Origin of the sequence: Delftia sp. WSY_7 (genome assembly GCF_043104845.1) — a bacterium.
In the GTDB taxonomy this organism is placed as follows: domain Bacteria; phylum Pseudomonadota; class Gammaproteobacteria; order Burkholderiales; family Burkholderiaceae_C; genus Comamonas; species Comamonas tsuruhatensis.
In genome coordinates, this window is record NZ_JBICLB010000056.1 from 1 (window position 1) to 18,848 (window position 18,848).

19 protein-coding genes and 2 pseudogenes are annotated in these 18,848 nt (G+C 53.6%); 4 read left to right on the forward strand and 17 right to left on the reverse strand.

The annotated features are described in order from the left end of the window. Window positions 1-741 (forward strand): ATPase, T2SS/T4P/T4SS family (locus ACF8ME_RS28815; protein ID WP_392419271.1); only part of this gene is annotated, 741 nt, incomplete at its 5' end. A 57-nt stretch (window positions 742-798) separates the two neighbouring features. Here ACF8ME_RS28815 and ACF8ME_RS28820 read toward each other — a convergent pair. The 3 genes and pseudogenes from ACF8ME_RS28820 to ACF8ME_RS28830 form a co-directional block, all read right to left on the reverse strand. After that, window positions 799-2,094 (reverse strand): PIN domain-containing protein, encoded by a 1,296-nt coding sequence (locus ACF8ME_RS28820; protein WP_392419272.1) that lies wholly within the window; start codon window positions 2,092-2,094, stop codon window positions 799-801. Window positions 2,095-2,237: 143 nt separating this feature from the next. Next, window positions 2,238-2,546, reverse strand: a pseudogene (locus ACF8ME_RS28825) (helicase); the annotation flags it as partial. Between the two features lie 10 nt (window positions 2,547-2,556). Further along, complete coding sequence (locus ACF8ME_RS28830; RefSeq protein ID WP_392419273.1) at window positions 2,557-3,831, reverse strand: PIN domain-containing protein; 1,275 nt, start codon at window positions 3,829-3,831, stop codon at window positions 2,557-2,559. 365 nt (window positions 3,832-4,196) lie between these two features. On the opposite strand from ACF8ME_RS28830, the pseudogene ACF8ME_RS28835 reads away from it, so the two are divergent. After that, window positions 4,197-5,149: pseudogene (locus ACF8ME_RS28835) on the forward strand (integrase core domain-containing protein). 232 nt (window positions 5,150-5,381) lie between these two features. Further along, a complete protein-coding gene (locus tag ACF8ME_RS28840; RefSeq protein WP_392419274.1) occupies window positions 5,382-6,752 on the forward strand; it encodes a hypothetical protein in 1,371 nt (456 codons plus the stop codon). A gap of 72 nt (window positions 6,753-6,824) precedes the next feature. Here ACF8ME_RS28840 and ACF8ME_RS28845 read toward each other — a convergent pair whose 3' ends face one another. The 4 genes from ACF8ME_RS28845 to ACF8ME_RS28860 all read right to left on the reverse strand — a co-directional run bounded on the left by ACF8ME_RS28845 (window position 6,825) and on the right by ACF8ME_RS28860 (window position 10,590). Then, window positions 6,825-9,212, reverse strand: a complete 2,388-nt coding sequence (locus ACF8ME_RS28845) for an SNF2-related protein (RefSeq protein WP_392419275.1) — start codon at window positions 9,210-9,212, stop codon at window positions 6,825-6,827. Window positions 9,213-9,328: 116 nt separating this feature from the next. Further along, on the reverse strand, window positions 9,329-9,931 hold the full coding sequence (locus tag ACF8ME_RS28850; protein WP_392419276.1) for a hypothetical protein: 603 nt from the start codon (window positions 9,929-9,931) through the stop codon (window positions 9,329-9,331). 64 nt (window positions 9,932-9,995) lie between these two features. After that, window positions 9,996-10,250, reverse strand: coding sequence for a hypothetical protein (locus ACF8ME_RS28855; RefSeq protein WP_392419277.1), 255 nt, complete (start codon window positions 10,248-10,250; stop codon window positions 9,996-9,998). Then, window positions 10,243-10,590, reverse strand: coding sequence for a hypothetical protein (locus tag ACF8ME_RS28860; protein WP_392419278.1), 348 nt, complete (start codon window positions 10,588-10,590; stop codon window positions 10,243-10,245). Before ACF8ME_RS28860 ends, ACF8ME_RS28855 begins: the two co-directional genes overlap by 8 nt. Before the next feature lie 445 nt (window positions 10,591-11,035). Between ACF8ME_RS28860 and ACF8ME_RS28865 the strand changes: the two genes are divergently transcribed. Next, complete coding sequence (locus tag ACF8ME_RS28865) at window positions 11,036-12,217, forward strand: diguanylate cyclase domain-containing protein (protein ID WP_392419279.1); 1,182 nt, start codon at window positions 11,036-11,038, stop codon at window positions 12,215-12,217. A gap of 296 nt (window positions 12,218-12,513) precedes the next feature. On the opposite strand, the gene ACF8ME_RS28870 is transcribed toward ACF8ME_RS28865, so the two are convergent. From ACF8ME_RS28870 to ACF8ME_RS28915, 10 genes are all read right to left on the reverse strand, one after another. Beyond that, window positions 12,514-13,458, reverse strand: a complete 945-nt coding sequence (locus ACF8ME_RS28870; protein ID WP_392419280.1) for a hypothetical protein — start codon at window positions 13,456-13,458, stop codon at window positions 12,514-12,516. 68 nt (window positions 13,459-13,526) lie between these two features. Next, window positions 13,527-13,817: a hypothetical protein gene (locus ACF8ME_RS28875; protein WP_392419281.1), complete on the reverse strand. Its 291-nt coding sequence runs from the start codon at window positions 13,815-13,817 to the stop codon at window positions 13,527-13,529. Continuing rightward, the gene (locus ACF8ME_RS28880) at window positions 13,817-14,134 is read right to left on the reverse strand and encodes a type I restriction endonuclease subunit M (RefSeq protein ID WP_392419282.1); all 318 of its coding nucleotides are present in this window, start codon (window positions 14,132-14,134) and stop codon (window positions 13,817-13,819) included. The genes ACF8ME_RS28875 and ACF8ME_RS28880 overlap by 1 nt, the downstream gene beginning before the upstream one ends. Before the next feature lie 114 nt (window positions 14,135-14,248). Next, on the reverse strand, window positions 14,249-14,506 hold the full coding sequence (locus ACF8ME_RS28885; RefSeq protein ID WP_392419283.1) for a hypothetical protein: 258 nt from the start codon (window positions 14,504-14,506) through the stop codon (window positions 14,249-14,251). Between the two features lie 64 nt (window positions 14,507-14,570). Next, entirely contained in the window at window positions 14,571-15,698 is a 1,128-nt protein-coding gene (locus ACF8ME_RS28890; RefSeq protein ID WP_392419284.1) for a DUF6094 domain-containing protein, read from the reverse strand. 90 nt (window positions 15,699-15,788) lie between these two features. Beyond that, entirely contained in the window at window positions 15,789-16,019 is a 231-nt protein-coding gene (locus ACF8ME_RS28895; protein ID WP_392419285.1) for a hypothetical protein, read from the reverse strand. Window positions 16,020-16,139: 120 nt separating this feature from the next. Then, the gene (locus tag ACF8ME_RS28900; RefSeq protein WP_141832070.1) at window positions 16,140-16,382 is read right to left on the reverse strand and encodes a hypothetical protein; all 243 of its coding nucleotides are present in this window, start codon (window positions 16,380-16,382) and stop codon (window positions 16,140-16,142) included. Between the two features lie 204 nt (window positions 16,383-16,586). Then, the gene (locus tag ACF8ME_RS28905) at window positions 16,587-16,871 is read right to left on the reverse strand and encodes a hypothetical protein (protein ID WP_392419286.1); all 285 of its coding nucleotides are present in this window, start codon (window positions 16,869-16,871) and stop codon (window positions 16,587-16,589) included. A gap of 72 nt (window positions 16,872-16,943) precedes the next feature. After that, window positions 16,944-17,261: a hypothetical protein gene (locus tag ACF8ME_RS28910; protein WP_160853633.1), complete on the reverse strand. Its 318-nt coding sequence runs from the start codon at window positions 17,259-17,261 to the stop codon at window positions 16,944-16,946. A 451-nt stretch (window positions 17,262-17,712) separates the two neighbouring features. Next, complete coding sequence (locus ACF8ME_RS28915; protein WP_392419287.1) at window positions 17,713-18,408, reverse strand: DUF3275 family protein; 696 nt, start codon at window positions 18,406-18,408, stop codon at window positions 17,713-17,715. Window positions 18,409-18,848: the final 440 nt, after the last annotated feature.

The following is an 18,848-nucleotide window of genomic DNA, read 5'->3' on the forward strand; positions in this document are numbered from 1 at the left end:
TTGGTTCTGGTGACTGGGCGCACAGGCGCAGGGAAGAGCACAAGCATTGCAGCAATGCTCAATCAGATCAATAAGCAACGATCATCCAATATCGTCATCATCGAAGAGCCCATTGAGTTCATATACAAGGCGCGGATGTCGCGGTTTACCTACCGCGAGGTGGGGAACGATGTCGATAGTTACGCAAATGCGGTAGAACAAGCGCTCAGATATGTTCCGGACGTTCTGAGTATCGGTGAGATCCGCGACGCAGAGACTATGAAGGCTGCCGTGCGTGCAGGCGAATCAGGCCACCTGGTCTTTGGCACCATACACGCAGCCAATGCCATGGGCGCAATCAGAAAAGCCTTGGGATTTCTGGATACGCAAGGGGAAAAACTGGCTTTTGCGACAAACGTAGTAGGCGTACTGGCTCAGGCCTTGTTGCCAACTACTAACTCGCACGCTAAATCGTTAGCTTTTGAAATCATGGATTTCACAGCAAAACAAAATGGTGTCACCTTGCTGGCAGAAACAGTTGAGAAAATGCTGTCGCCTCAAAGTGATGGAACAGAGCTTCAAAGCTTTGAGAAAGACTTTCTTAGTCAGCAAAGACGCATAGGCGTCGGTAGCTCCCCATTTATTCAAAGCTTGAAATATCTTCTGAAACACAAGAAGATTGATCTAGCAAGTGCTCTTTCGCTTATTCACGATGCTTCAAGCATTAAGGAGCTGAGAGATATTGCAGCACACGCAGAATAATATCGTGAGGAAGCCTCGGCAGGATCAACCTGCCGGGCCTTATTGCGTAGTGAAATGCTAAAGCTCCGGTGGATCAACCTCTGGAAATACATAATGAAAAGTATCATCTCTGCATGTATTCAACAAAACAATTGGCTTATAGTTATAAAACCTAATAACAATAAATTTTATATTAGAATTTATCAGATTTGATCTGCGCAGATGATCCGCAATTCTATTTGTTGCGCTGTCCTTGCCAATACAAAATATGATTATTTCCGAGTATGCGCTTGAATAACCACTGATGAACGAAAAATGCATGCGCAAATCATCCAACGGATTTGGGTGTTCAATATTGAATATTGATGCCAAGATTAATTCATCTTTGCTCTTTAATTCATAACCCAGAAAACCCTTTTCAGCTGCAATTGCATTATAGTTATTTAAACTAGCTAAACTTAGAAGTTTATTAATTACAACATTATTGAGCCAAGGCAAACTATTAGTGACGTTGATTTCTTCAATCTCATTAGTAGCCATTTCTTGCACCAATAGCTTATCCGCACCCATCATTTTAAGCATAGAGGAAAGGGATTGAATTCCAAAATTGTGCCCCTCAGATGCTCGAAAATACTCTTCAACTAACTCGTATCTTGGAAAGAGCTTATGCTCTCCAGCCTTGTGAAACCAATCCGATTTATTCTCTTCAGTTACAAAAATCAAGTCCTGACGATGTTTTTTTCCAATCTTTAGAATAGTAGCCCAAATTAAAACATCGCCAACGCCACCATCATCCTTAGCAGCGTCCTTATTCCCAGGAGGGATGTTGGCTTCAAATCTCGATTTTCTTATACTCTGCATTTCTGGAATTTCAATATCGCAGTCAATGATAATATCATCCACGAATAATGGCCTATACGCTGACAATACAGGATCATCGTTCTGCCAAGAAGAAATTTCTGCTTCTAATTCTTCAATTTTCTGTCTAAATTTCTTCAATGCCGCCCTAGCCTCATTAAATATTTCTGAAGCTTCTTTAGATTTTGCAGTGGATGATAATATAGATAAGACCTCCCATTTTCCATTTATCGAAATAGTTTTTGCTTCACCAATTTGCTTATGTAGATTTGTTAAAACAGTCGATCTATTTTTTGCAAACTCTCGTGCAACTTGAGCTGGTATATAGAGTCTTGCTTGTTCTTTTAGTTCTTTATATGCACCGATAATAGCTTCCAATGCCTCTGTACTGGTGCGATATGGGGCCAAAAGCACGTTAGTGTCTAGTACAATAATTGCTGTTTTAAAATTTGGCTTGTCCTTAACCAGTCGAAAAACGTTGCCAGGATTAGCATCGTATGGTTTAAAATTTTTCATTGTATTAACTTAAGTTGTTAAATCAGAAAATAATAATTATTCTGATTAAAAATCTGGCATCACAATTTCATGAAAATTGTTGTTGAAAAAAGGCCCCGGCAGGATGCACCTGACGGGGCTTTTGTATTGTGCTCAGTGCACTGCTAGGCTGCAAGTAACTCTCTGGCTAAGGCCACTTCGATGCTCTCGCCCTCATTGTCGTTGAGCAAGTCCAGTCCACATTCCGACATGTCGCCGGAGGTGGACTGAGACACCGTGATCTTCTTGGCCATGAGCCGCAGGCAATCCATCTGGCTGGTGCCGGCGTAGCCCAGGAAGATCACGCGCACGTCAAGCTTTTGGCCGATACGCCATGAGCGCCTGGCCGCCTGCATCATCGTGTAGACATTGAAGCCTGACTGCATGAAGACGATTGTCGGGAACTCGAGGAGGTCCAGGCCTGTCTTTACGAGCTAGTAAGAATTAATACAAATCGCAAATTTTATGCAAAATGGAATGTTGGGAGTTATTTGCCACAACTCTAACTTCCGATTCAGATAGGACCATAAGAATAAAGCTAAAGCTATTGTGCATTTGACTTCTTGATATTATTTTAGTTAATGATGCAATTTCTTCATCTCGTCCTGCAAATATAAAAACCACTTCGTCATACTGCACTATATTATCAATTGCATTGCTTAAGTACGACCCCAAAATAGTTGCAGATGGCAGCACGCTTGCATCTATAATTACCAAAGCGATTCTGGAACCATCTACATATAAAATATAATCCACATTTTTATCATTCGAGGAACCTAGATCATAGTTTAAATTACCCATTTGACTAATCAATTTGCGATAAACAGGGAAGCGCAGTGGGTCTGCAAAATTTATTGTCAATCCGTCACCTGAGGGAATCAAAAACTCATCAGCAACCGCCTCATCAATTCCCATGTTTTTCAATAAAGATGAAAGATTGAATATATCAAAGCTGCAGCCACCAGAGGCCTCGCTATATTCCTCGATTAGCTCATATCTTGGAAATAATCGATGCTCTCCGAATCTGTGGAACCAATCTCCTTTGGTTTCTTCTGTGACAAATATCAAATCCTTTTTTTTACTTCTTCCCAAATCGAGAATTGTAGCCCAAATAATTAAATCCCCTATTCCTCCATCCTCTTTATTAGCATCTTTATTTCCCGGTGGTATTCCAGCATCAAAGCGAAGTTTTTTTGCATTCTGTATATTATTTCTTTCCTCCGCTTGCTCAATAACTACAGACGAATCAAACCAAGGCCTATAGGCCTGAAGCACTGGATCGTCATTTTTCCAAGAAGCAATTTTATCGGCTAAATCTTGTACTTTATTTTTGAAGTTCTTCAGAATCTTCTTAATTTCTTCTAAATTATTTGACGCCTCCTTATATTCATCTGTTGCTTCAAGAATAGGGAGATATTCAAATTTTCCATTTATTGAAATTGCACGTGCATCTTCGATTGATTTGTGAATTTGAGTCAGAACAGATGGTCTATTCTTAGCAAACTCTCTTGCGGCTTGTGCAGGAACGAATAACCGCTTTTGATCTCTTAGTTTTGCGTATGTTTTTATAATCGCCTCGAATCCCTCTGTACTTGAGCGGTATGGTGCAAGCAATACATTTGTATCAAGAACAATAATTGCATCTTTTACGTTGACTGCATCTTTGACTACTTGAAAAACGGCTTCAGCATTAGTGGCGTGTGGTTTGAAATCTTTCATGTTCTCTACGCTAAAAAGCAGACAGCTACAACAAGACGCAACAATAACAAAAAAGCCCCGGCAGGAAGGTCCTGTCGGTTTTTTTGTTTGTACTCAGTGCACTGCTAGGCTGCCGGCTACTCCCTGGCCAGAGCCACTTTGATGTTCTGGCCTTCATTGTCATCGAGCATTTCTAGGCCGCACTCGGGCATCTCGCCCTAGGCACCGTAATCTTCTTGCCCATGAGCCGCAGGCAATCCGTCTGGCTCATGCCGGCGTAGCCCATAAAGATCACGCCCACGTCGAGCTTTTGGTCAATGCGCTATAAGATGTACGGTCCCAGGAAGTCATGGTGCATTCTTCAGCCTGGAACAGGAGAAAGCACTATGGCAATCCGCCTGCATGGCAGCGCCCGCACGAAGCCGCGTATCCGCGCAGAGCTAGAGCTAGCGACCGGTTCCCATCGGTCCTTGGCCCAGCTCTACGGCATCAACCCCAAGACCGTGGCCAAGTGGCGTGTGCGCACCTCGGTGCTCGATGAGCCCATGGGTCCTCGGGGCAGAGCAAGTCAGCATCTTTCCCAAGAGCAAGAACACTTGGCGATTGCGTTGCGCAAGCAAGGGCATCTATCGCTGGACGATCTCATGGGGCAACTCCTGGAGACAGCACCCAAGCTCAGCCGCAGCGCCTTGCATCGATGCCTGCAGCGTCACGGAATCAGCCGACAAGCCGCAACGCACCTGCCACGAAGGCACGGAAAGTTTGAAGAAACGACGCTCGGCTTCGTGCACATCGACAGCGCCGAAATGAAGATCTCCAGCGGCAAACAACATATGTCACAAAATTCACGCATGTCGCGTTCTTTGACAGGGCCACGAAAGCCAATGCAACACAGTTCCTTCGGCAGGTGCTTGTGGCCTTCCCATACCGCATACATACCGTTCTGACGGACAACGGCACGACCTTTACGGGACAAGAACGCTTCAGAGGCGGCGTCACCGACACATGCATCGATCACATCTTCGAGCGCATCTGTAAGTTCAATAGCGTCGAGAAAAGGCATACCAAGCCGTACCACCCCTGGACGAACGGAATGGTCGAGCGCATGAACCGGACCATCAAGGAATCCACGATCAAGGCCTACGAGTACGAGGGGCTGGAGCAGCTACGGGAGCATGTCCAGGCCTTCGTTCAAAACTACAACTTCGGCAAGCACTTGAAGGCGCTCAGGTGGAAGACATCATTCCGGGCGATTTGCGAGGCATGTGAAAAAGATCCAAGCCGCTATAGAATTCGTCCGGATCATCTCACAGCGGGACTGGACACTCCAGCATCGTAAACTGGGTTTCGCTATGAAATTCCCGAGATGGTGATCTTTGACTAGATCTACTTGTGATCGAAAATCGTTGCACCTTAGCAATCGGGAAATGTAGACGATTTATTGTACTACTACGTTTATATTTTGGAAGGATTATTATTGCAATATAGGGGCGGACCTGACATCAAGGCATCTAACAGCCAATGTTAATTATTTAAATTATTAAAAATTTTAGAAAGAAATAATATTCACCATGGATAAAAAAAAATTGATACAGATAAAACATAAAATTGAAGAACACGATTACTACAATTTATTCAGCCAAATCGATACAAGAGCTCATTTCGACTATCAAACTTACACCTTGCATTTAGATAAAGTGAGCAAAAAGGATGGCGAAGCGGCAGCTAATTACTTATTGACAGAACCAGCATCAGAAATCAGTAACAAAGATTATTTTGATATTGAAGACGCTCTAAGCTTGTTTGTCCATGAATATACGCACTTCATCGATTTTAGCTCTACTATTTTCGGACTCGAGCACCTAAGCAAACTCGCTGCCGCTGCTGCTTGCCAAAAATCTGAGTTTATTGATGAGACGGATTTCTACCCCGCCAAAAAATATTCAGACTACCTGCGAACACTTCGTCCGTCGAAGTATTATGACCAAAAAGGGGATTTAGGGATACCTCGTGAAAAATGGGGGGCGTTTGCAAGTTCAGGGGTTGTCTTTAATTCTTCTGGAAAACCGTCAACCAAGCCCATTATTTTTATTAGATTTATGACTCCCGAACGGCGGCATATAGCACGTGCTCCTGTTAGTGCAATAGCTATACTCGAGGCTTCAGCCACCGCTCAAGAACTTTTAGCAGGAATAGAGCTTATTCAAAGATCAGAAGATCCAGAGATAAAATTAATAGATCTTACTAATAAAAATCTTTCTTTTCTTTACAACGCGGAACTCACAGATTATTCCGTCTGCTCACATCTTGTTGCAAATCAACTACGATGCAAAGATATACATCTGGTTGCTAGGATCGTCGCGACGCTCACTCGAATTGTTCTTAATACACCCCCTTCAGTATTTGATGATATTAACAGGAGCATTGAGAGAACTCCTTATTTCTTTACTATGGGGGATGGAGCTGAGGAAAAGCAGCTAAAGAAAAGGATGCGTAATGCTATGAAATTTCGCGATATCGGAGCATTATTTTTGCTTTTAACTCGCTGCATGCCGAAAGCACCCGAATCAGGTGAGCAGTTTAAAATCTTTATCTCTACAACCCTGGCTACTGCGGGGTATAAAAAGGACTGGGGCAAAAAATCACAAGAACATGCCAATCAACTTATGAGGATAATAGAAAGCCTCGATGTCCCTCATCTTACAAAAATTGCATTTTGCGGATATAATAATTTCACCACGCTAATGAATTCTGGGTACAAAATAAAATTTGCAAGCTTACACATCCCATCGTGCTATATCGAAAATAACACAGATATACTTACACCCTTCAAAAATAAAACAAATGAGCTCTCAGAAATAAATATCAAGGAATTGTATGAAATTGGCGTGTACACAGAGTCATGGATAAACAAGGTTGCATCTGCTTGCATTAACCTCTAAAGTCTATAGGTCAACAATAAAATCCTCGGCAGGAACTTCCTGCCGAGGATTTTATTGTTAGTGCACAGTGCACTAGGCTGCAAGCAACTCCCTGGCCAGGGCCACTTCGATACTCTCGCCCTCATTGTCGTTGAGCACGTCCAGGCCACACTCCGGCATGTCGCCCGAGGTGGACTGAGACACCGTGATCTTCTTGGCCATGAGCCGCAGGCAATCCATCTGGCTGGTGCCCGCGTAGCCCAGGAAGATCACGCGCACGTCAAGCTTTTGGCCGATGCGCCATGAGCGCCTGGCCGCCTGCATCATCGTGTAGACATTGAACCCGGACTGCATGAAGACGATGGTCGGGAACTCCAGGAGATCCAGGCCTGTCTTTACGAGCTCGGGATTGGTGATGACCACGTCGACGCCGCGATCAACCTGGTCAGCCACCCAGTCCTCTCGCTTTGATGCGTCCACGCTGGCGCGCAGCACAGCGACCTTGAAGCCCCGTGCTTCCAGGTGCATGCGCAGCCTGGCGGTGGTGTCGCGTGTGCCCGTGTAGATGGAATAGACCAGGACCTTGCGGCCCTGTGCTTTCTCCTCCAAACACAGCTCGATCAGCTTTTGCTCTTTGGGCGTGCACTCGGTTTCCGAGAAGACAGGTGCCTGCAGATGAAGTAGCGCCTTCGTCCTGGGATGCCTGACGGTCTCGGTCCTGAAGCAGCACTCTGGCCAGGCCAGCAGCACGTTCATGACCACGCCCAGCAGCGTGCTGTCTTTCATGGCCAGTGCTTGTTTGAGCATCTGCACGAGCTTGAGCGCCATGACCTGATAGGCCTCGGCCTGGTCCTCCTGCATCTGCACGTCGATGAAAGACTCGGCATAGGCCGGAAGCACCTTCTGCCCGATGTCGCGCAGCTTCAGGAAGACCGTGATGGGCAGCACATACCGCATGATGCCCACAGGGCCAAACCCCGGGGCCTTGGATGTGCGCACCGAGAGTTGCTTGCCCTTGGCCGTGCGGTGGGAGGTCGAGGCCGACTCCTTGTACACGTCCTTGAGCACGCCGTGCGTTCGCATGAAACCCATCGTCGCCGCAGCCATGGAGCCATTCTTGGACGGCTTGAATCCGTCCTCGATCAGCGCGGCCGGGTTGATCCGCCAAAGCAGATGGAAGAGGTCGTCTGCATAGCCGCCCATGAGCGTTCCCGTCAGCAGCAGCACCTTGGAGCACTGGCTGGCCAGCACACCCATGGCCTGACCCTGAGCAGAGCCCTCGTTCTTGTACTCATGGCCCTCATCGACCACCAGCAGCCCAAAGTAGTCCTTGGGCAGATAGCGCTTGATGAACTCGGTGGGCTGATAGCCCCCCTGCCCTATCGAGAACTCGAAGTTGGCCAGGCGCCGCTCCATGCGCTTTGCCTGTCGGTCGGAAAACACCAGCTCGCCGTTCTCGTCCATCAAGTTCACGAACTCGTAAACGTTGTCCTCCAGCATGGCCGCCAAGGTCTTCTCGCCGAAGGTTTTGAGCAGGCGCTTGGCTGCCACCGGCCCGATGGTCGGCAGCTGCTGCAGCGCGTCGAGCACCAGGTCGTACATGGACTGGATGGGCTTGCCGCTACGGATGAGCGTCCACAGCGTGGAGCTGCAGCTGTCGCACTTGCGCCGGCGTTCGCTCAGCAGCTGCTTGGCCAGAGGCGAAGACAGCGGCAGCGTCTCGCCCTCTTCCCCCTTGGATTCGAGCGGCCGCATGCAGTTGGGACAGCACGCGGCAGAGAACACCTGGCCCTCGATCAGCAGCTTGCGTTCGATGAATGCCGGCCGCCAATGGAATCCCATGCGCATGCGCACGCGACCCAGGACGAAGAACTCTGGCTGCGTGGTATCCAGGCCCAGGCGCGAACGCAGGGCCAGCAGCTTGCGCAGGGTGTCAGGGCCGTTGAGCACCCACACGCGCGCACCAGGCACGGTCTCCAGGATCTCGCGCCGCCACTTGTAGACCAGGTGGGGCGGCGAGATGATCAACGTGCGTGGATTGCGCTGCTGCAGGCGCTGCAGCAGCACGGCAGTGCAGATAGCCATCATGGTCTTGCCCGTGCCCATTTCGGCGTTCAGCACGGCCGCAGGCTCGCCCTGGTCGGCCAGCAGCTTGACGATGGCCTGGACAGCCTCCGACTGCGCGTCGAACGGCTTGCGTTTGAGCCCCTGCAGGATCTCCTGGCGATCCTTCCAAACGCTTGTTTGGCGTTCTCGCTCAGGCATGTACACGGGCGGATGCTGGGCACGCACCTGGTCCAGCAGGCCCTGGCCGAACTCGCGGATGAAATCTCCCAGAGGGATGGTTTCGCTGATCACATCGGCCAGGAAGTCCTCGCCCTCGATCTGGCCGAATTCGCCCGTGGCATCCGATGCTGCAACAGGTGCAACGGTAGTTGTGTCCTGCTCCAGGACGGCTGTGGTGGGTGTGGAAACTTCCATGATTTGCTCCAAAAAATAAGGGCGCACCGCTGAAGAACAGCGGCGCGCCCTGGTGGGTGGTTGAGAAGGTGAGCCCGAGGCCTGGCGCGCTGCCAGGCAGGACTCACGAGGATGGTTCAGGCGACGAGCAGACGCTCGCGGACGCCGGCACTGACGTGCCGGATGAAGTGGTCGGTGATGCTCACGCGCAGCGCTCGCAGTTCACCAATGCGGGGATAGAGACCTTGGCCGAGCTCGTGCACAGCGCCCTTGTCTTGACACCAGGCCAGCAGAGGCTGCTGCCAGGCGTCGAGCAAGGCGATGGGCGCCAGTTCCTTGACAAGGCTCCACACACGCGCCTCGATGTCACCAGTGGTGGCCAGCACCCAGCCGATGCGATTTGCCTTGTCCAGGGCACGCAGGCGTTTGTCGTAGAGCCACAGGTGGCTCAGCGGCCCGAACAGGTTTTGGCGTGGCAGCCGGCCGCTGAACTTGGCCAGGCGGTCGGTAGGCCCGAGGTCCACCAGCTGACGCTGGCCGCCGGCGCCGACCAGGCTGAAGCGGCTGATGCCGGCTTCAGCCTGGCTGCCGAGCTCGGCGGCCGCGATGAACTGCATGGCAGAAGCATCGCGGCCGTAGAACGACAGGAACATGAGCTCGCCTTCGTCGTTGCGCAGGCAGGCATCGACCCAGAGGTCGGCGTAGCCCTCGATGCGGTAAAGGCTGCGGTGTGGTTTCAAGAGATGCTCCAGAGAAGACGGAGCAGCCCCATGCGGGGCTGCGCCACATGGGTTGAAAGTTGGATCAGCGAGGGTTTGGCACCCACAGCCACGCCGCTACAAAGGTGCCCTCTTGCGAGGGCGCCACCAGTGGAAGCGTGTCAATCAGGCAGGTCTCGGAACAGTAGATCTCGCGCGCCCGGGCGATGGCCACTGCATAGTCCAAGCGCCATTGGTTCTGGTCCTGCAGCGAACAGTCCAGAGCACTGACGGCCTGGGCCAGGTTGCCCTGTTCCCAGGTGTTCACCACGCCGCGAGCAGCAACTTCAAGGTCATGCATGTGCAGGCTCCTTGCGTTCCTGAGCCGCATAGTGCATTTCCACGGCCAGCTTGATGGATTCGAGTTGGGCCACGATCAGCGTGTGCTGTTCCCGGGCCACCTTCTCGGTGACACGCTTGGGGCTGGTCGAAAGGAAGAGGCGATTGAAGTCGCCATCGCCGTTGAAACCAATCACGTGGCGGCGAGAGTTTCCGGAGCAAAGGTGGACCGAGGCACGGGACTCCAGTGCGCCTCCGAGTCCCTTGCGGGTGCTGATGTCGAGCTCGCGGGCGCCGCCCAGGTCGATGATGGTGACGAGTCTGTGGCCATCGCGTGTGGAGTGGCTGTAGTGAGTACGCATGAAATGCTCCTTCAAGGTGGATTGAGAGAGCGAGCGCCGCCCTTGCGGGACGATGCCCGCACGGGTGGTTGGAGAAATGCCTGGTCTTGCAACCGGCGCGCTCTCAAGGCTCAGCGCGCCTAAAACCGTTTTTGAGTGGTTCAAACGGTTTTCCGCAGCTCACTCCTTGGCAAGCTCCGGAAAACCGGCTGTGGCCGCTTTCAGGGGATAGATCGTCAATGCAGATCGTGTCAGCGTGGTGCGGCGTTGATGGGTCTGATGCAGTCAGCGCGCGTGAATCGGTATGATTAGCATGCCAAATTCAAAGGTGTGCTGACGCGGCGCATGACGCAGCGGGCAAGTGAAATCGAGTATCTGTGGCCATATCAGATGAAGCCGGCCTGAGTTATGCAAGGTGTGTTGGACGGACGTTTACGCGTCAACCCCAATGCATGCGGGAGATGACATGGAGCACCTTTACAACGCCTTGGACCCACTCCAGAACAACATCTATGCCGACCAGCTTCGCCGAGGCTTTCGTACTCTTCGCTTCGATGAATCCTTGGAGCAGGAGTACCTCAATTACCTTCACAAGGTACAAGCTCGCTACCAGCGGATGGCCAGCCTTTTAGCACTTGCGATATGGCTGACTTTCACTTTAATTGACGAACTACGACTCTCAATATGGGAACGTTTTCCCGCCTACGAACTTGAATTGTGGGCACTATTAGCCATACGTGTATCAATAGCTTTGATACTTGCGCTGCTGGTCGCTGAGCTTTTCCGGCCTCGGCGCGAACGCTACAGCGCAGTTGTCGTGGCAACAATGCTGTTAAGCATGGTTTTGAGCACTAACCTGGCGGTTCTACTCTACGACCGGATGGGCACTGCGATATCCAACAGTGTCCTACTGATCATGGCCATAGCACTATTCTTCCCACTCGGTCTTTCCTTGCGCACTAGCCTGCTGATCGCGGTGTTGAGCGTGCCATTGGTGTTGTGTCCAGGCATCTGGTTGTTGGAGGACATCGATGCTCATTTGCGATTGAGCCTCATGTACGTTTTGGCACTCATCGTCTGTGCACTGGGGGGCTGTATTCGCGATCATGCTCAGCGAGAACAGTTCCTCTTGCTACGACTGCTTCAATGGCAATCAGGCCATGACGCTCTCACCGGCCTGAACAATCGCCGAAGTTTCACCAAGCACCTGGAGCTCACTAGACTCCAGAGCAGACGCGAGCAGCGCAGTCTCGGTCTACTAATGCTGGATATCGACCACTTCAAAGCCTACAACGATCATTACGGACATCAATCAGGAGATGAAACGCTGCGTCAGGTGGGAGGCTTGCTGCAACGCTTCGTCAGACGCCCCATGGATATGGCGGTACGCCTGGGCGGTGAAGAGTTCGCAATATTGTTGTACGACTTGGAGAAGGATCAGCTAGCGAAGATCGGAGAACAGGTTCGGCGCGAAGTTTGCAAGTTACGCATTCCACATCTAGCTTCGACGACCGCTGAGCATTTAACTATAAGTATCGGCGGGCGCCTGGCCTATCCAAATGAAAGCAGCGAGGCCCTTTATCGAAGTGTCGATAGCCTGCTATATGAAGCCAAGAGATCCGGCCGCAACCGTTTGGTCACTAACTGACCTTATGTTGGGCCGTGATTCTGCACGTGGGATGCTTTTAAACTGCGGAGCGCGTGTCCCCAAAAGGACGTGTCGTCCGGCGATACAGATGGTGGAGAGAGTGGCTGACCTCCCCTCGTGAGGACAGTCCGACCGCTGTAGGTGCCTAGTCTTGCGACCTGCGCGCTTGCAAGGCTCAGCGCGCCTTAAACTTCTTTTTGAGTAGTTCAAACGGTTTTCCGCAGCTCACCCCTTGGCAAGCTCTGGAAAACCGGCTGTAGCCGGTTTTGGGTGAATTCAGCGATGCTGAAAGGTGGTTAAGACGACCGTGTGCGCTCGAAGGCGATCACGTCCGCAGTAGAGAAGACCTGCACGAGCTCAGCGCGCGCCAGGGCTTCGAGATCCGGTGCTGGATCTGTGTCGCCCCAGGCCTCGGGATCGCAGTCGGTTGCATCATCGAGTTCCTTGCCCTCCGCGACGTGCATCAGCTCGCCATCGATAATGAAGATCGCTCCACGCGCATCCTTGAGGCCCGTGCCTTTGGGATGTCCGACCAGCAACTCCATCACCGCGCATTCGTACTCCAGTGCACTCATGCGAGAGGTATCCACTGGCGCCGACAGTGCGAACCTGCTGCACGTCGATGGCTCTTCCTGCAGGTACGCCTCCAACTCTTCGGCGGTGAACCGCTGAATGAACTTTGGCGCAATCAGTGCCTTCAGATCAGCCTCCATCGAGGACCAGTCGCTGGCATCTCGCAAGCAAATGCCGTCGATGCTGGACTGGCTCTCGATACAGCTGAGCAGACCACCGACCAGGATGTAGTCGAGGTGTCCAGGCACTTGCAAGGCAGTGCCGGCAGGATGCCGAATGAGCACCGCACGAACGAGACGGGCGAAGTCTGTATAGGTTGGATCTCGATGTGGCTGCCGCTGCAGGAAGAAGTTGAGGATCTCCAGCTCATGCGACTCCACCTGTTCGGGAGTGCACCGCTGAAAGAGCTCTCGGGCATACAGAGCCCGCTTGCAAGACGCAGCGTTTTCTTCGTCCCAGGCCGATGAATCGCAGCTGCCGCCATCCCTTACATCGTCTCCTGTCTCAAGGTAAATAAGCTCCCCCATTACCAGCAGAATCGCACCGTGCTGACCCAGCTTCAGGGCACAGCCTTTGGGCTGCTTCACAAGAAGCTCGATCACGGCTGATTCCCATTGCTGGAACGACAAAACCGCTTCGGGAGCAGGCAGGTGTGTAGTTTGGTTCATGGCTATCTCCATAAGAAATGGGACAGCCTCCCCCGAGGGCTGCTGCCCCGGGTGGGTGATGAAAGGTGTCAGTGCAGCCTGCTGCCAGGCTGCCCCGAGAGGACCTGCAGGGACTGCAGGAGCTCGGTGGCCACAAGGTCGCGCGCACGAAGATCGGCGGCGGTCATGCGGTTGCCAAGATGGCAGAGGACGTTCTCCAACGATGCTTGCGCATCGCTGGCCAGGTCCAAGGTTTTCAGAATGTCCGGCACCAGGGCCGGGAGCGTTGCCAGCAGATCCAGCATCGATTCATCCAGGGCGGTAAGGCCATGGCGATCCAACGCTGCAATCTGCTTGAGAGTCTCGATCGCGGACAACATCAATACTCGTAGGGCAGCAACAAAGTGGTTGTCTGCCACCCTGCATCGGTGATGACCCAGATCGTGTGATCGCCCACCTTGTAGACGGACATCACCATGGCGCGATCGACCAGCGCGTGCTGGTTGAGCGCACGATCGAGCGTGTGGATCTCCCCCCAATCCCCGCTTTGGTGCCGGCGCAGCAGCTCGTGCGGATCGACTTCACCTTTGCAGATGAGATCGTCCACGTCGATCGTTGTGACACAGCGACTCGCGTGAAAAAAGGGTGTGGTCTGTGGGATGGTGGCGGCGGGCCGCACCAAGTCTTCAATTTCCATGGGTCATCTCCTGTGGTTCAGGGACGGCCCCACGATGGGGACTGTCCCCATCGGGTGAAAAATTTATCTACTTGCTTGCGCTTGCCGGGCACGTGGCCATGGAGCACCTGCTGCTCAGTCGGTAAGGGTCGTGGTCCGGTCCAATGCGCCGTACTTTTCGTCCATTTGTCTCACGACATCCTTCGCAATGTCCTGCCAAAACTGGCCAGACATGAAGTCGGAGTCGAACAATTCAGGATTCGGAAATTCGGCGATCTCGCGTGCTTTTGTTTCGATGCAATGAATCACGAAGGCCTGAACCATCGGACCGAAACGCGAGTACTCCATGAGCTCGGTGAGGAACTCCACATTGGTTTGATGTTGACGTGGCATGGCCACCTCCTTGGTTGTCGAGGCGGCCGGCCCGTGGGGCTCGGTGCCCCAGGGGGTTAAAAAATCAGGCGATCTTGACGATCTGCCCAAGGCGCGCATCGGGAGTGAGCTCGATGGCGTTGATGACAGGGACGAAACGGTCCAGCAGCACGGTGGACTGCGAGGCATTGCCCTTCTCGTCCACGTCGATGCTGACCTTGCGCTCCTTGCGCTTGTAGGTGTCGCCCTTGATCAGAAAGGTGCGGCCGTTGCCGGCTGTGATCTTTCCCGTGACCTGTCCAGCGGCCAAGGCCAAGGCCAGGTGCCAGGGTGTCAAGTCACGAAGCGGCGGCCGGCATGCGCCGGTCGCCTGAGCGAAGTGAGCCTGCAGGACCTCCCACAGCAGGCTGTGAGAGTACTTGGCCAGTTCATCGACCAGCTGCTCTTCATCGATCTGCACGGCATGAAAGTCGAGCTCCAGATCCCCCTGCAGCGCAGGTATCACATAGGGCTCCTGTTCCCACGAGTCCGGCATCAAGGGTGCGCCCTCCTCCGAGGCCTGCGCGTCCACCAGAGGCTGCAATGCGGCCTTGGTGGCATGCGTGGGCCGGCAGCGGGTGCCGATCACGATGCACTGCTTGAAGCGACGCTCCGGTGCCATGAACACGCGCAGGTCCTGGAAGTTGCGTACCAAGTAGCCGCGGATCTCGTCATCCAGCGCGTAGTGCGGAATGATGTAGACCAGCACCCCTCCGTAGGCCAGATAGGGCACCGTCTTGCGCAGGAACGTTCGTTCCAGTCGCTCAGCCTTTTCCGCGTCGTCAATCAGGGAACGCTGCGCGGCCTGGTCTGAGACACCGTAGCCGTATGGCGGGTTGAGAAACAGAAGACCCATGCTGCGCGGCCGCACGATGACATCGTTGACATCGGCTTGCAACACGCGATCGAGGATCTGCTTGGCGTGCCGCGCACGTTCGCGGTCCAGCTCGATGCCGAAGGCCTCGGCGCCGGCGGCCGCACCGCGTGCTACGGTCAGCAGTTGGCGCACATCGGCCAGGGCCGTTCCCTCGCCGCAGCAGGGGTCCAGCATTCGCACGTTCCCCTGATCGGGCATGCGCAGCAGATGGGCAATGCGGGCAATCGATTCTTCATCGGTCGGGAAGTACCCGGCCTTGATGTAGTTGCGCGCCAGGCGCGCGAAGATCAGGGCCATGGCCTGCTCTCCTCAAAGAAGAAAGCCAGCCCAGGGAGATCCCTGGTGCTGGCTGGTTGGAAGATGGCAAAGCAAGCTTTGCCTGGTAGATCACAGCTGGGTCCACATTCCGGAGTTCCAGGCCGAGATGGCCTGACGCTCGCTGGCCCACGACTCATCAGACTCCCGCGTGAATGGACCATGCTCAGACCTCGTACCGAGGTAGAAGTCTCCATTGCTGGACAGCACCTGCAGCTGCAGGAACTCTCCGCGTTGGGCTGCGAGCAGGCCGAAGGGCGCGATTGCAGACTGTGTGGACGTTGCGAATTGAACTTGCGACATGTCATTTCTCCTTGGGGGAAATGGACGAGCGCCCCCGGACGGGACGGCCCATCCGGGTTGAAGTTGAGTTGAGGTATTGAAAGTCCCAGCCACAGGAGGACCTGTGAACTGGGTGGGTGGTCAGAGATAGGTGCGCTGTGTCCAGCGCCCTTCATCCCATGCCTTCTTGGCCTTCTCACGGGTCGGCCAGTACTGGGTTGATTCGCGCGTGTACGGACCATCTTCGGAATAGGTCCCGAGGTAGAAGCCCGCAGCACTCCGCAGAATTTCCATCGGATACTCCTTTCCGCTAGCGCGGGCAAGAGCACCAACTTGAACGGTTTCATCTGCCTTGGCTGCGCTTGGGATTTCGGTTTGCGTCATGACATTTCTCCTTGAGAGGGGGGAAATGGACGAGCGCGCCCGGACGGGACACGGCCCATCCGGGTTGGGGGGGAAGGTTGAAATCGTGAGACACTTTTCGGATGACCGAAACGCGCCCCAGCTTGAGAGTGATTGAAGGAAGCCCCGTCGAAGAACTGGACCTGGTCCACCTCTTCGAGGAGCTCGATGCGCGTGATGCGCTTCCTATCCTGCGGCAGCGGATGCGACAGCAAAAGGCTGCGGCAAATTCCGTTCTCGCATCAGTTGAACCAGGCCGGACGGCAGACCCGCAAGCAGCTCCGGACGTGCGTAGCACGACTGGACCAGCTTGACGATCGAACAGACTTCGCCTGGCGCGACCTGCTCGCGCAGATCCATCAGCTTCTGATACTCCTGCTCCGTACAGGCCAGCAGCCAGCGATTGAACACTTGATGCGTGCGCGCGCGCTGCTCGGCCGTCCAGATTGGGAGAACTTGGGGGTTCGACATGGCTGTCTCCAAAGAAATGGGGACAACCGGCCCAAGGGGACGATGGTCCCCGAGGGTGGAAGAGAAGGTGAACTACAGAAGTTTGACCGCCGCGATGGCGAGCCCGACAACCGTAATTTGCGTAGTGATGATCCAGCGGAGCTGGTCATTGAGACGGGCATTGAGACGAGTCTCAGATGCCGAGATTTCAGTTCGCACATTGGCAATCTGAGATTTCAGCTCGGCGCCATCCGATTTGGTCATGAGCTGGTCGCGCATCTCTGCACGCACAGCATCCTGGCCGGTCTGGATGGCGTTTTCAAGCTCACGCTCCACGGCACGGGCCTTGTCTGGCGTGACGCCAGCTTCGGTCAGTGCTTCAAAGACGCTCAGTTTGATGGGCATGCCCATGAGTCTACTCCTCCCGAAAAAAGAGCGGGCACGCCTTCCCTGACGGGCTCTTGTGCCCGCGCAAGGGTGGTGATGATGGCAATGCCCAAGCAGCGAACTGCTTTGCACATTTGCAGGGCTCAATGTGCTCGAAACCATCTTAAAAATGGTTGGATGGTTTCCCTCAGCAGCCGCACCTGCAGCTGCTGAGGGAAACCATCGGGTTCCACAGATTTCACAATGCTCCTGGCCGCCAGCGGCAGGCCGGTCACCAGGTGGAGCTCAGATGACCAAGGAAAGGCGCGGTCACAGGCACGGCTTGGCTTTCACCGTGGCTGCACTATCGCAAAGCCGCTGCGCATCAGGTCGCAGCCACCCCAATTTGAAAGCCCCCTACCCTATTGGGTCCAGCAGGCTGTCTATTGAGCACCGCTCGATGCGCAAGAGACAACCCGCTACGCGGGCTGAAGTGTCAGATGGGATGCCAGGTCTGGCTCTGGATGTCTGCCATGCTGTAGCCTAGGTCTTTCAGTGCCGCCACTTGCTGACGCAAGCGAAGACGATCGACGGTCGGGTCGAGCTTCACAGCATCACGGCTATGCACTCGCGGCCAGAGCTCCCCGAAAAGCTCCTGCAGCTGCGCCTCTTGTGCGGACTGCGGATCTTCAGCAGGTACGCGGTCAGAAACCGTCATAGCTGTCTGCGCCTGGTCCCCTCTCGCCAGCCGCTTTTGGATGCGCTTTTTGAGCTCTTCCACATTCGCTCTGGACTGGGCCGGGCTCGAACCTGGTGGAGGCGTCGACGTGGTGCTGACGGGTGCCGCACGAGGTGGCAGTGGCGGTGGCGGAACGGCTCGCGGCTCTTCATCCGCTGGGTCAGCCTCGACGAGATGGGGTTCTGCAGGTCTCTCTTCCATGTCATCGATCTGAAGATCGTGCAGCACGGCGCGGATCTCAGTGATGGACTTGTTGAAGTGGATGTACTGCTTCAAGAAGATGCGCTCAACCCAAGCCGTGCCTCTGTAGACGCCGTCATCGAACTGGTCGAGCAGCTGGTCGAAGACTCGGAATTCACCGATGTCGGTGAACAACTCTCCGACGCAAAAGTCGCCGTTGCGGCCTCCGCGGATTTTCTTGACTCTCAGCGTGATGCCGGAGAGCTTGATCATGTGCTCATGCTCCAAAGGACGGAGCCTGAGCCCATGGGCAAGGCCCCATGGGTGAAAAAAAACACTCCACACGTCAAACGCATGGAGTGCTGGTTGGATGTTCCGGATGATTTCCAGTCAGCCGGCTGTGTGACCTCGCACACGTGCCGAAGGGTGTGCGTCAACGAGGTAGTGTGCCAGATCAAAGTGCTTCAACCCGAGGGCGCGCATGTCTCAGAAGCTCACATGCCTTGCCACAAAGTGGCCACAGGTTTGAGCGACACCTGCAAACGCTTGGAAGTCTTGAGCATAGCGTAAAAGCAGCGGTTGACGGTGAAATTTCGGGTACAAGAGAGCTACTAAGATGTACGGTCCCAGCAAGTCGTCGTGCATTCTTCAGCCTGGAAAAAGAGAAAGCTCAATGGCCATCTGCCTGCATGGTAGCGCCCACACGATGCCGC

Bases quoted from the DNA above. Each gene is read 5' to 3' on its own strand.
- ACF8ME_RS28820 (WP_392419272.1), bottom strand. From the start codon at position 2,094: ATGAAAAATTTTAAACCATACGATGCTAATCCTGGCAACGTTTTTCGA.
- ACF8ME_RS28830 (WP_392419273.1), bottom strand. From the start codon at position 3,831: ATGAAAGATTTCAAACCACACGCCACTAATGCTGAAGCCGTTTTTCAA.
- ACF8ME_RS28840 (WP_392419274.1), top strand. From the start codon at position 5,382: ATGGATAAAAAAAAATTGATACAGATAAAACATAAAATTGAAGAACAC.
- ACF8ME_RS28845 (WP_392419275.1), bottom strand. From the start codon at position 9,212: ATGGAAGTTTCCACACCCACCACAGCCGTCCTGGAGCAGGACACAACT.
- ACF8ME_RS28855 (WP_392419277.1), bottom strand. From the start codon at position 10,250: ATGCATGACCTTGAAGTTGCTGCTCGCGGCGTGGTGAACACCTGGGAA.
- ACF8ME_RS28860 (WP_392419278.1), bottom strand. From the start codon at position 10,590: ATGCGTACTCACTACAGCCACTCCACACGCGATGGCCACAGACTCGTC.
- ACF8ME_RS28865 (WP_392419279.1), top strand. From the start codon at position 11,036: ATGGAGCACCTTTACAACGCCTTGGACCCACTCCAGAACAACATCTAT.
- ACF8ME_RS28870 (WP_392419280.1), bottom strand. From the start codon at position 13,458: ATGAACCAAACTACACACCTGCCTGCTCCCGAAGCGGTTTTGTCGTTC.
- ACF8ME_RS28875 (WP_392419281.1), bottom strand. From the start codon at position 13,817: ATGTTGTCCGCGATCGAGACTCTCAAGCAGATTGCAGCGTTGGATCGC.
- ACF8ME_RS28880 (WP_392419282.1), bottom strand. From the start codon at position 14,134: ATGGAAATTGAAGACTTGGTGCGGCCCGCCGCCACCATCCCACAGACC.
- ACF8ME_RS28885 (WP_392419283.1), bottom strand. From the start codon at position 14,506: ATGCCACGTCAACATCAAACCAATGTGGAGTTCCTCACCGAGCTCATG.
- ACF8ME_RS28890 (WP_392419284.1), bottom strand. From the start codon at position 15,698: ATGGCCCTGATCTTCGCGCGCCTGGCGCGCAACTACATCAAGGCCGGG.
- ACF8ME_RS28895 (WP_392419285.1), bottom strand. From the start codon at position 16,019: ATGTCGCAAGTTCAATTCGCAACGTCCACACAGTCTGCAATCGCGCCC.
- ACF8ME_RS28900 (WP_141832070.1), bottom strand. From the start codon at position 16,382: ATGACGCAAACCGAAATCCCAAGCGCAGCCAAGGCAGATGAAACCGTT.
- ACF8ME_RS28905 (WP_392419286.1), bottom strand. From the start codon at position 16,871: ATGTCGAACCCCCAAGTTCTCCCAATCTGGACGGCCGAGCAGCGCGCG.
- ACF8ME_RS28910 (WP_160853633.1), bottom strand. From the start codon at position 17,261: ATGGGCATGCCCATCAAACTGAGCGTCTTTGAAGCACTGACCGAAGCT.
- ACF8ME_RS28915 (WP_392419287.1), bottom strand. From the start codon at position 18,408: ATGATCAAGCTCTCCGGCATCACGCTGAGAGTCAAGAAAATCCGCGGA.